This is a genomic window from Intestinimonas massiliensis (ex Afouda et al. 2020) (assembly GCF_001244995.1).
Classification (GTDB): domain Bacteria; phylum Bacillota; class Clostridia; order Oscillospirales; family Oscillospiraceae; genus Intestinimonas; species Intestinimonas massiliensis.
The window spans coordinates 203,259-214,545 of the sequence record NZ_LN869528.1; the positions used below are offsets into that span (position 1 = coordinate 203,259).

The window sequence follows — 11,287 nt, forward strand, 5'->3', positions numbered from 1 at the left end:
GGTGCAGGTATGTTCAGTAAAGATATTGGAATCGACCTTGGCACCGCCTCCATCCTTGTATACATCAAGGGCAAGGGCGTGGTGCTGCGGGAGCCCTCGGTGGTGGCCATCGACAAGAACACCGGCAAGCTGCTGAAGGTGGGCACCGACGCCCAGAAGATGCTGGGCCGCACGCCCGGCAATATTGTGGCCATCCGGCCCCTGCGGGAGGGCGTCATCTCCGACTACGACATGACCGAGCGGATGCTGCGGGAATTCATCCGCAAGGTGACCTCCTTCCGGCTGTTCAAGCCCCGGGTGGTCATCTGCGTGCCTTCCGGCATCACCGAGGTGGAGGAGCGCGCCGTCATCGACGCCGGCGTCCAGGCCGGCGCCCGGAAGGTTTACCTCATTGAGGAGCCTCTGGCCGCCGCCATCGGCGCGGGCATAGACATCACCCAGCCTGACGGCCACATGGTGGTGGACATCGGCGGCGGCACCACCGACATCGCCGTCATCTCCCTCAGCGGCATCGTGGAGTCCACCTCCATCAAGATCGCCGGCGACCAGTTCGACGAGGCCATCGTGAAGTACATACGGCGCAAGCACAATGTACTGATCGGTGAGCGCACCGCCGAGGAGCTGAAAATGCAGATCGGCTGCGTCTTCCCCCGCCCGGAGGAGCAGACCGTGGAGATCAAGGGCCGCTGCCTGATGACCGGCCTGCCCCGGGTGTTCTCCGTGTCCTCCAGCGAGATGATCGAGGCCTTTGAGGAGGTCTCCACCCGCATTCTGGAGGCCATCCACGGCGTGCTGGAGCGCACGCCCCCCGAGCTGGTGGCCGATATCTCCACCAACGGCATCGTAATGACCGGCGGCGGCAGCCTGGTCTGGGGCTTCGACAAGCTCATCGAGTCCCACACCGGCATCGAGACCCATGTGGCCGACGACGCCATCTCCTGCGTGGCCTACGGCACCGGCAAGAGCCTGGAGTGGGTGGGCGACATGGCCGACGGCACCCTGAACATTTCCCGCCGCAAGCAAATGAACTGATTCCTGGAAAACCCCCGCCGCTGACGCGGAGGGGGTTTTTTGAAAGAGGGCTTGAAGATGAAAAAGAAATCCTTCAGCAGCGCTACCCTTCTGACCGGCGTGGCCGCCTTTATCGTGTTTCTGGTGGCGGCCTGCGCCGCCTATTACATGACCGCGGGGGTTTTCGTCACCGCCCAGATCGCCGCTGTCTACGCTGTGCTGGGGGCTCTGGGCGCCCTGGCCCTGCTCTTCCGCCGAAAACTGTTTGCCCTGTTCTTTTACGTGGGCTGCGTGCTGGGCTGGCTGTCCGGTAACTTTGTGGGCGGCCTGGAGGGGGACTTTGCCCCCACCGCCGGGCTCATCTGCACCTTTGGCCTCATCCTGCTCTTTGCCGTGCTGGGCGGCGTGCTGGAGTGGAAGGCTTTCCGACGCCGACGCCGGAAGGAGCAGGCCCGTCTGGAGCGCCAGCAAAAAGAGGACGCCGCCCGGGAAGAGCAGCTCATCGCCCAGCAGGCCGCCAAGGCCGACTCCCGGCAGAATTTTTCCTCCGTCCCCGGCCAGGAGGCCCCGGCCGCCCAGCCCCCCGAGGACGGCCAGGCCGCGGAAAGGAGCTTCTGACCCATGTCCGAAATCGTTGTCAATCTGCTCCCGCTGACCCCCGCCCAGCAGGAGCGCTTCCGCGCGGCCGCCCCCCAGGCGGAGCACCGCTTCCTTCCCCGGATGGACATCAACGGCGGCACCCTGCGGGAGGGAGACCCCGCCGGCTTTGACGGCGCCACCGTGGTGATCGGCTGCCCCACCCGCGCCCATCTGTCCCATGCCCCGGGCCTGAAATGGCTCCAGACCTGGAGCGCGGGCACCGACGTCTATCAGCGCCCCGGGATGCTGCCTGAGGGCTGCATGCTCACCTCCGCCGCCGGGGCCTACGGTCCCGCGGTGTCGGAGCACCTGTTCGCCTGCCTGCTGGCCCTTTGCAAAAAGCTGCCCCAGTACCGGGACGAGCAGCGGAACCACCACTGGACCGACCGCGGAACGGTGAAGAGCCTGCGGAACGCGCTGGTGCTGGTGGTGGGGGCCGGCGACATCGGCACCGCCTTCGCCGGGCTGTGCAAGGCCGTGGGCGCCCGGACCGTGGGGCTCAAGCGTACCGTCGGTCCGGTCCCCGCCGCCTTCGACGCTCTTCACCCCATCTCCGAGCTGGACCGGTGGCTGCCCCAGGCCGACGTGGCGGCCTTCGTCCTCCCCCACACGCCGGAAACCGTCCACATCCTGGACGAAAAGCGCCTGGAGTCCATGAAGCCGGGCTCCATCCTGCTCAATGCCGGGCGGGGCTCCGCCGTGGATCTGATCCCCCTGGAGGAAGTTCTCCGCTCCGGCCACCTGTGGGGCGCCGCGCTGGACGTTACTGAGCCGGAGCCCCTGCCCCCTGATCACCCTCTCTGGGATGTGGAAAATCTGATCCTCACCCCACACTGCGCCGGCGGCTTCCACCTAGATGTCACCCTGGCGCGCATCGTGGACATTGCCGTGGAAAATCTGCGGCGCTATGCACAGGGAGAGGCCCTGAACAACCGCGTCCAATAAACAAGAGGTCCCACCTGGGGGTGGGACCTCTTGTTCTGCTCTGAACCGGATGGCACCTCCAACCATCCGGCTTTTGAGGTGTCCGATCGGTAACAATCGGCGGGCCGATTCGACGGCCTTATTGCGCCAAGTATGGTATCTTCTCTGTAAAAGGAGGGATACTCATGCGCACAGCCGCCGCGCTTTTGGTCCTTGTCCTGCTGCTCTTCCTCAATCCGGCCGTGGTGGCGGCGGCGCCACCCGCCGCGCGTATGGACCTGGCCGTCCTGCTGTGGGAGAGCGCCGGTGCCGTCCCCTTCGCGGCCGGCGGCGCCTTCTCGGATGTAGCGCGGAACGACGACGGCGCCACCGCCGCGGCCTGGTGCCGTGAGGCCGGGCTGCTGCTGGGCACGGGCGACGGCCGCTTTTCTCCGGACCGGCCGTTGACCCGGGAGGAGCTGGCAGTGGCCCTCCGGCGGTACGCCCGCATCCTGGGCCGGGACACCTTTCTCCCCGCCGGTGCCGCGGAGTGCAACGACTACGCCGACATCTCTCCCTGGGCGGACGACTCCCTCTACTGGGCCTGCGACGCCGGCGTGCTGAACTGGTCCGAGGGCGGCCGCCTGGACCCCGGCGGCACCCTGACTCTGGCCCAGCTCCAGGCCGTGCTGGAGGATTTTTTGGCCCGCTAAAACCAGGCAGGTCCCTCCCCAGCGGTGTAAACCGCCGGGGAGGGACCTCTTTCGTCTATTCTGCTTCGGCGCGCTGCCCGGCCTTGGCCGCCGCGATAAAGTCCCGGAACAGAGGATGGGCCTTGTTGGGGCGGCTCTTCAGCTCCGGGTGGAACTGGACCCCCACGAACCAGGGGTGGTCCTTCAGTTCCACGATCTCCACCAGCCGCTCGTCCGGGGACAGCCCGGCCAGCACCAGTCCCGCCCCCGTCAGGTCCTGCCGGTAGTCGTTGTTGAACTCGTAGCGGTGGCGGTGACGCTCGGCAATCTGGTCACAGCCGTAGGCCTGGTAGGTCCGCGTCTCCCGGGAGGTGACCCGGCAGGGATAGGAGCCCAGACGCATGGTGCCGCCCTTGGCGGTGACGCCGCGCTGATCGGGCATCAGATCGATGACCGGGTGGGCGGTGGCGGGGTCCAGCTCGCTGGAGTGGGCGTCCGCCCAGCCGCAGACGTGCCGGGCATACTCCACCACCGCCATCTGCATCCCCAGACAGATGCCCAGGAAGGGCACCTTATGCTCCCGGGCGTAGCGGACTGCGGAGATCTTACCCTCAATGCCCCGGTCGCCAAAGCCGCCGGGCACCAGCACTCCATCGGCCTCCGCCAGGACCCGGACGGCGTTTTCGTCGGTGACGGTCTCAGAGTCCACCCACTGGACCTCCACCTTCACATCGTTCTCGATGCCGCCGTGGGTCAGGGCCTCCACCACCGAGAGATAGGCGTCGTGGAGGGCCACATATTTGCCCACCAGGGCGATCCTCACCGTGCCCTTGGGGTGCTTGGCCCGGTGGACCATGGTGGCCCACTCGGTCAGGTCCGGGGCGTGGCAGATGAGGCCCAGACGCCGGACCACCACGTCGGCCAGCCCCTCCCGCTCCAGCATCAGGGGCACGTCATACAGCAGGTCGGCCGTCAGGTTGGGGATGGCGTTTTCCCGGGGGATGTTGCAGAACAGGGAGATCTTCTCCAGGATCTCGTCGGGGATGGGCGCATCGCAGCGGCACATGATGACATCGGGCTGAATGCCCAGACTCAGCAGCTCCTTGGCCGAGTGCTGGGTGGGCTTGCTCTTGAGCTCCCCGCTGCCGGGGATGGAGACGATGAGGGAGACGTGGATGAACATCACGTTCTGGCGTCCGCGCTCGGCCGCCACCTGCCGGATGGACTCCAGAAAGGGCTGACTTTCGATGTCGCCCACCGTGCCGCCGATCTCCACGATGGCCACATCGGTGTCCGGCGTATCCAGCGAGTAGATGTTCCGCTTGATCTCCCCGGTGATGTGGGGAATGATCTGCACGGTGCCGCCCAGATAGTCCCCCGCCCGTTCCCGGTTGAGCACATTCCAGTAGACCTTGCCCGAGGAAACCGAGGAGTTGAAGGTGAGGTTCTCGTCGATGAACCGCTCGTAATGCCCCAGGTCCAGATCGGTCTCCGCCCCGTCGTCGGTGACAAAGACCTCCCCGTGCTGATACGGGCTCATGGTGCCGGGGTCCACGTTGAGATACGGGTCCAGCTTCTGTACCTTCACCCGCAGGCCCCGCTGCTTCAGCAGCCGCCCCAGAGACGCCGCCGTGATGCCCTTGCCCAGTCCCGATACCACACCGCCGGTGACAAAAATGTACTTGACCGTCATATTGTTTCCTCCCATCCTTCCCTGATGGGACGCCATCGTCCCGGGACACCGTTGTCCCTGCCTTTTTGTTCCATAAAAATCCTATTTATTCTACCGTTCCCCACCCCTCCCGTCAAGAGAAAATCGCGGGAAACCACCCCGCAGCCTGCACAAAATACCGTTACTTTAACGGGCCATACTTTTTGCTCCACAGGCGCCGTTTTTATGATATACTGATATTGTATCACCCTTTACAAAGGAGGTCATTCCTATGGTCACACTGGCCCAGAGGATCGAGGCCCTCCGCACCGAGCGGAACCTGAGCCGCCCCGCCCTCTCCGCCGCCCTGGGTTTTTCCAAAAACGCGGTGGAAAAATTTGAAACCGGCCGCCAGACGCCCACAAAGGACCAGCAGGACAAGCTGGCGGAGTATTTCGGCGTGTCCCTGTTCTACCTCCGGGGGGAGAGCAGCGACCGCACCCGCATGGAAAGCTGGATGGACGCCGCTTATGCCGACGACGGACCGGGTCACGTTCCCGCTCCCGCCGCACCCCGGAAGTCCGTCCCGCCCGCCGGACAGAGCGCCGGCACGGGACAGGGCACCCTGTTCGACTCCTTCCTCTCCAGCAAGCAGTTTCAGGAGCTGCTGCACGCCACGGTGCTGGACACCCTCCGCTCCCCCGAGGGACAGGAGCTCATTGCCCGGGTGGTCCGCAAGGAGCTTCTCCGCCAACGGTAGCAAAAACGCGCCGGCACTTTCGTGCCGGCGCGTTTTTGCGGTCTATTTGTGATAGAGCTTGTTGGTCTCGTAGGTGGGCTCGCAGGTCAGGCGCATCCCCAGCCTTTTATAGGTCACCGAGTCCGCCGGGGAGAGGATGACGGAGGAGTGGGCCTCGCAGGAGCGGAGCTGGTCCAGGTGGGCCAGGGCCTTGGCCGCCAGGGGGTTGGTGGTGGCGCTGATGGCCAGGGCGATGAGGGTCTCATCGGAGTGGAGCCGGGGGTTGCTGCTGCCCAGATGCCGCACCTTGACGGTCTGGATGGGCTCGATGGCCTCCCGGGAGATGAGGTGGTGCTCGTGCCCGATGCCCGCCAGCCGCTTGAGGGCGTTGAGCAGGGTGGCGGAGGAGGCCCCCATCAGGTCGGTGGTCTTGCCGGTCACCACCTCGCCGCCGGGCAGCTCAATGGCGGAGGCCGGGTTGCCCGTCTCCTCGGCCACCTTCAGGGCGGCGGCCACCACCGGCCGCAGCTCGGGACTCACCTTGGCCTGCTGCATCAGCAGCTCCAGCTTGTAGAGAATCTCGTCCCCCCCCGCGCCCTGGCGGCGGTCGCACAGGGCGTCGTAGTACCGCCGGATGATCTCCTGCCGGGCGGCGGCGCACACCGCTTCGTCGTCGGTGATGCAGTAGCCCGCCATGTTCACCCCCATGTCGGTGGGGGATTTGTAGGGGCTCTCCCCGGTGATCTTGTCCAGGATGGCGTTGAGCACCGGGAAGATCTCCACGTCCCGGTTGTAGTTCACCGTGGTCTCGCCGTAGGCCTGGAGGTGGAAGGGGTCGATCATGTTGACGTCGTTGAGGTCGGCGGTGGCCGCCTCATAGGCCAGGTTCACCGGGTGCTGGAGGGGCAGGTTCCAGATGGGGAAGGTCTCAAACTTGGCGTAGCCCGCCTTCACCCCCCGCTTATACTCGTGGTAGAGCTGGCTGAGGCACACCGCCATCTTGCCGCTGCCGGGGCCGGGGGCGGTGACCACCACCAGGGGGCGGGTAGTCTCCACGTACTCGTTCTTCCCGTAGCCCTCGTCGCTGACGATGAGAGGGATGTTTCGAGGATAGCCCGCAATGGGGTAGTGGAGGTAGACCCGGATGCCCAGCCCCTCCAGTCGGCGGCGGAAGGCGTCAGCGGCAGGCTGACGGTCGTACTGGGTGACCACCACGCCCCCCACGTACAGCCCCTGGGTCCGGAAGGCGTCGATCAGACGCAGCACATCCACGTCGTAGGTGATCCCCAGATCCCCCCGCACCTTGTTCTTCTCGATGTCGCTGGCGCAGATGGCGATGACGATCTCCGCCCGGTCCTTGAGCTGGGCCAGCATCCGGATCTTGCTGTCCGGTTCGAAGCCGGGCAGCACCCGGGAGGCGTGAAAGTCGTCGAACAGCTTGCCGCCGAACTCCAGGTACAGCTTGTTTCCGAACTGGGCGATCCGCTCCGCGATGCGGGCCGACTGCATCTCCAAATACCTGCCGTTGTCAAATCCGGGCCTGTCCATTCCTCGGCGGGCGCGCCCATCCTTGGACTGCGCCCCTCCCATCCTCTCTGTTTCTGTTATAGATATATGCAAAACTGGTTCTTGGCAATCCAACTGAAATAGTTTATCATAATTCTGCCCGCCATACAACGGTCAAGTCGTCCGGCGGGCAATAAAATGTCTGCCCACTGTGAGGTCATAGTATGGAAGTCACCTGGACCACTCTGCTGATCGTCTGCCCGCTGGTCTTTTTGTCCGGACTGGTGGACGCGGTGGCCGGCGGCGGCGGGCTCATCTCCCTGCCCGCCTATCTGCTGGCCGGACTGCCGCCCCACGCCGCCACCGCTACCAACAAGTGCGGTTCCGTCTTCGGCACGGGGCTGTCCACCCTCCGGTTCCTGAAAAACGGACGGGTCCGCCTGGGCCCCGCCGCCGTCTCCGCCGCCACCGCCCTCCTGGGCTCGGTGCTGGGCGCCCGGCTGTGCCTGCTGGTTCCGGACACCTTCCTCCACTACTTTCTGGTGGCTGCCCTCCCTGTTCTGGCCGTCTTTCTCCTGCTCAAGCGGGACTTTGGGCTGGAAAATAAGGCCGACGCCCTGTCCGGCCCCCTATTGATGCTCCTGTCCGGGCTCATCGGCCTGGTACTGGGCCTGTACGACGGCTTCTTCGGTCCCGGCGCCGGAACCTTCGTCATCCTGGCCTTCACCGCCCTGTGCCGCTTCGACCTGGTCACCGCCTCCGGCAACGCCAAGGTGGTCAACTTCTGCTCCAATCTGGCCGCCTTCGTCACCTTTGCCCTGGCCGGTGAGATCGTCTGGGCCCTGGGCGTCCCCGCCGCCGTCTGCGGCCTTTGGGGCCACTATACAGGCTCCGGCCTGGCCCTGAAAAAGGGAGCCAAGGCCATCCGGCCCATGTTCTTCGTGGTGTTGGGCCTGCTGCTGTGCAAAACCGCCCTGGAACTCGCCGGTTGATTCCTCTTGACAGGTGCCTCCGACAGGTGTAGTATCACTAACGGATACTACACCTGTAGGAGGCGTTTTTATGCGGCTGTCGGACCGTGAATGGAAGGTGCTGGAGGTTCTGTGGCAGGGGGAGGGGCTGGCCCTGGGCCCGGTGGTGGAGGCCCTGCGGCCCGGCACCGGGTGGAGCCGGAACACCGTGTTCACCTACCTCACCCGGATGGAGGGCAAGGGCCTGGTGACCATCGACAAGCAGCGCGTTCCCCACCTCTACCGCCCAGCGGTGGCGCGCTCCGACTGCGCCGCCGCCGAGCGCCGGGGCCTGCTGGACCGGGTATACCGCGGCTCCGCCGGGCAGATGGTGGCCGCCTTTTTGAAGGAGGAGACCCTCACGGCCCAGGAGCGGGATGAGCTGCGCCGGCTGCTGGACGAGATGGAGGTGTAGGGCCGGGCGCCGTTTTCGCCGCAGGCGGAGACGACACTCAGCGGACTTTGTGACAACGAGGTGACGACATGACCGATTTCTGGTCCTTTTTGCTCCAGACCCTGACGGCCTCCGGCGCGGCGGCGGCCCTGCTGCTGATCAAGGCTCTGTTCCGCGACAAGCTCTCGCCCCGGTGGCAGTGCGGCGTCTGGGCTCTGCTGGGCCTGACCCTGCTTCTTCCCGCCGGGCGGGGCGGCCGGTATGTGCTGTTTAACTGGCCCCTGCTGGTGGAGACCGCCAAGACCGCCTTCACCGGGGACTATGACCTCATCCGGGTGACCGCCCCCATCCCCCTGCCCGGCAGGCTGGGCGGACCCCGGGGGGTGTTCGATGCGCTCTATCTTCTCTACATGGCGGGGGTAGTGGCGCTGCTGGCCTGGTACGCCCTCACCTACCTGCGGCTGCGGCTGGCCCTCCGCCGGGGGACCCCCGCCGATGACGCCCCGCTCCGCCGGGTGGCGGAGCGGTACGACCTGCCCGTCTGCCGGGCCGTCGAGGTGGAGGGGCTGTCCTCCGCCTTCGTCTGCGGGTTCTTCGCCCCGGTGCTGGCCCTGCCCGCCGGGCGGGAGACCGACGAAAAGGTGCTCCTCCACGAGCTGCTCCACCGGACCTATGGCGACGTGGGCTGGGGGCTGCTGGTGTGCCTGTTCCGGTGCGTTCACTGGTGCACCCCCCTGCTTTGGTATGCCTTCGACCAGGTGCAGAACGACCTGGAGGCCCTCTGCGATCAGCGGGTGCTGGAGCGGCTGGAGGGGGAGGACCGGCGGGACTACGGGCGCATCCTCCTGTCCATGGCCGACGAGAAATACGCCCGGGCGCCCGGCACCTCCTCCATGGCCAACGGCGGGCAGAACATCAAGCGCCGCATCGCCTCCATCGCCCGGTTCAAGCGGTATCCGGCGGGGATGGCCCTGGCCTCGGTATGTGTGGCGGTGATTCTGGCCCTGCCTCTCGCCCTGGGGACCACCCAGACGCTGGCCAAGGCCGACGGCCTTGGCCACAGTGATCAGGAGGCCTTTCTCACCGCCATGGCCTCCGCCCGCCTCACCCGATGCACCACCCCCGCCGGGGCGCTGGACGCCTATGGCAAGGCGGTGCTGGACTACAACGGCATCTACCGGGCCCTGTGCGCCCCACTGGAGCAGCACCCCGCCCTGGCGGCGGAGATGGAGGCCGCGGCCAGCGGCCCGGACCACTGGGTGCACGAGCGCTGGGAGAGCGGCCTGCCGGGCTACCCCAACGTACAGGCGGGCTACTATATCTATAACCTGACCCCGGCTGGGAAGGGGGCCTATACCGCCCTGATGGTCTTTCCCCTCCAGCGTGTCTATGGCGTGGAGGACGCCTACAGCGAGGAGTCCAACTGGCTGTGGACGGCGGTCCAGACCGTCCGGGTCTGGGCGTCGGAGGCCGGCTGGGTGGTGGAGCCCGCGGAGGACTTCCGGCAGGTCAAATGCCAGAGCATTGGCCGGGGCCATGAGGACGGATTGACCTGGGGGGACGAGGCTCTCCCTCCGGCGGTGGTCTATACCGCCGAGACCGAACTCTACCGGCTGGAGCTGCGCTACCAGACCGTCCACATGGTGGACAACGCGACCAAGACCGAGGATAGCATGTCCTGGTTTTCCGGCCCCGCCTTCTTCTTCGACACCAAGCCCAAGCCCCGGGCCGTATTCAGCGAGGCCCGGCAGGGGGACTCCTTCACCGGAACCTTCCTGGGCTCTGAGGAGGAGCTCGGGAGCATCCACACGGTGCGGTGGTCCGCCGCCCCCATGGACGCCGCCGGCCATCACCCGGACCTGGGCTACGCAGCGCTGGGCAACAGCGGCGGCAGCAGCAGTAGCGGGGCCTTCTGGGGCTGTAAGCAGCCCGGCGGGCTGGAGGAGCCGTGGGACGGCAGCCTGTTCAGCGGGGGCGGCAGCGGCTTGGACGGCGACCCCAATGAGGCCCCGGTCTATCCTGCCGCCTATCGGCTGGAGCTCAGCGTCAACGGGGAGACGGAGACCCTCACCCTCACCCCCCGGGAAGGAGGCGCGGCATGAATCCGGAGCAAAACGTTCTCTACCGCGGGGTGTCCCGCATCGCCTGGTCCTATCTGTTCGCCTTTTTCAACCTCAACCTGGGGTCCCTGAACATCCTGCCCGACTGGATGGCCTTTGCACTGATTTATGGGGCCCTGGACCTGTTGGCGGAGGAGGAACGGGAGCTGCCTCTGCTCAAGCCCTTCTGCATCCTGCTGGGCCTGTGGGAGGGGGCCGGGTGGCTGGCCCAGCTCTTCGGGCTTACCCTCTCCCTCTACCCGCTGGACCTGCTCTTCGCGGCGCTCTCCCTCTATTTCTATTTTCAGCTCCTCACCAACCTGGCCCATCTGGCCGCCCGATACGGCGGGGAGGACCTGTCCCGCCGCCTTCTGCGGCTGCGTACCGCTCAGGCCCTGCTGAACACCTTTATGGCGGTCTACCTCTACCTGGCGGGCTACGGCTCCGGCGTGACCCTCCCCGGCAGTGCTCTGTCGGCCTCCCTGACGGCGCTGCTGATCGCCGGTGTGGTGCTGATGCTGACCGTCATGTCCGCCCTGTTCGCCCTGCGTCGGTTCTTCTTGCCCGCGGAAGAGCCGGACCCTCCCTCCCCCTGAACGCAGCAGCCGGCCCCGCGGCAATGTGCCGCGGGGCCGGCTGGTCT

At 66.3% G+C, this 11,287-nt stretch carries 11 protein-coding genes; 9 read left to right on the forward strand and 2 right to left on the reverse strand.

All coding sequences use genetic code 11. The features are described 5' to 3' along the window. Positions 1 to 9: 9 nt before the first annotated feature. The 4 genes from BN2154_RS01245 (at position 10) to BN2154_RS01260 (ending at position 3,266) form a co-directional block, all read left to right on the forward strand. Positions 10 to 1,032, forward strand: a complete 1,023-nt coding sequence (locus BN2154_RS01245; protein ID WP_050617065.1) for a rod shape-determining protein — start codon at positions 10 to 12, stop codon at positions 1,030 to 1,032. Between the two features lie 57 nt (positions 1,033 to 1,089). Then, the gene (locus tag BN2154_RS01250) at positions 1,090 to 1,629 is read left to right on the forward strand and encodes a hypothetical protein (RefSeq protein WP_050617066.1); all 540 of its coding nucleotides are present in this window, start codon (positions 1,090 to 1,092) and stop codon (positions 1,627 to 1,629) included. Positions 1,630 to 1,632: 3 nt separating this feature from the next. Beyond that, complete coding sequence (locus tag BN2154_RS01255; RefSeq protein ID WP_050617067.1) at positions 1,633 to 2,595, forward strand: D-2-hydroxyacid dehydrogenase; 963 nt, start codon at positions 1,633 to 1,635, stop codon at positions 2,593 to 2,595. Between the two features lie 164 nt (positions 2,596 to 2,759). After that, positions 2,760 to 3,266: an S-layer homology domain-containing protein gene (locus tag BN2154_RS01260; protein ID WP_050617068.1), complete on the forward strand. Its 507-nt coding sequence runs from the start codon at positions 2,760 to 2,762 to the stop codon at positions 3,264 to 3,266. Between the two features lie 55 nt (positions 3,267 to 3,321). On the opposite strand, the gene BN2154_RS01265 is transcribed toward BN2154_RS01260, so the two are convergent. Then, positions 3,322 to 4,938, reverse strand: coding sequence for a CTP synthase (locus BN2154_RS01265; protein WP_050617069.1), 1,617 nt, complete (start codon positions 4,936 to 4,938; stop codon positions 3,322 to 3,324). 250 nt (positions 4,939 to 5,188) lie between these two features. Between BN2154_RS01265 and BN2154_RS01270 the strand changes: the two genes are divergently transcribed. Beyond that, positions 5,189 to 5,656, forward strand: a complete 468-nt coding sequence (locus tag BN2154_RS01270; protein ID WP_050617070.1) for a helix-turn-helix domain-containing protein — start codon at positions 5,189 to 5,191, stop codon at positions 5,654 to 5,656. A 42-nt stretch (positions 5,657 to 5,698) separates the two neighbouring features. Here the strand turns inward: BN2154_RS01270 and BN2154_RS01275 are convergent, their stop codons facing one another. Next, complete coding sequence (locus BN2154_RS01275) at positions 5,699 to 7,183, reverse strand: DUF1846 domain-containing protein (RefSeq protein ID WP_050617071.1); 1,485 nt, start codon at positions 7,181 to 7,183, stop codon at positions 5,699 to 5,701. Positions 7,184 to 7,365: 182 nt separating this feature from the next. Between BN2154_RS01275 and BN2154_RS01280 the strand changes: the two genes are divergently transcribed. The 4 genes from BN2154_RS01280 to BN2154_RS01295 all read left to right on the forward strand — a co-directional run bounded on the left by BN2154_RS01280 (position 7,366) and on the right by BN2154_RS01295 (position 11,240). After that, positions 7,366 to 8,133, forward strand: a complete 768-nt coding sequence (locus BN2154_RS01280) for a TSUP family transporter (protein ID WP_050617072.1) — start codon at positions 7,366 to 7,368, stop codon at positions 8,131 to 8,133. Between the two features lie 70 nt (positions 8,134 to 8,203). Next, on the forward strand, positions 8,204 to 8,566 hold the full coding sequence (locus tag BN2154_RS01285; RefSeq protein WP_050617073.1) for a BlaI/MecI/CopY family transcriptional regulator: 363 nt from the start codon (positions 8,204 to 8,206) through the stop codon (positions 8,564 to 8,566). 68 nt (positions 8,567 to 8,634) lie between these two features. Continuing rightward, complete coding sequence (locus BN2154_RS01290) at positions 8,635 to 10,647, forward strand: M56 family metallopeptidase (protein ID WP_050617074.1); 2,013 nt, start codon at positions 8,635 to 8,637, stop codon at positions 10,645 to 10,647. Next, a complete protein-coding gene (locus BN2154_RS01295) occupies positions 10,644 to 11,240 on the forward strand; it encodes a hypothetical protein (RefSeq protein WP_050617075.1) in 597 nt (198 codons plus the stop codon). The genes BN2154_RS01290 and BN2154_RS01295 overlap by 4 nt, the downstream gene beginning before the upstream one ends. Positions 11,241 to 11,287: the final 47 nt, after the last annotated feature.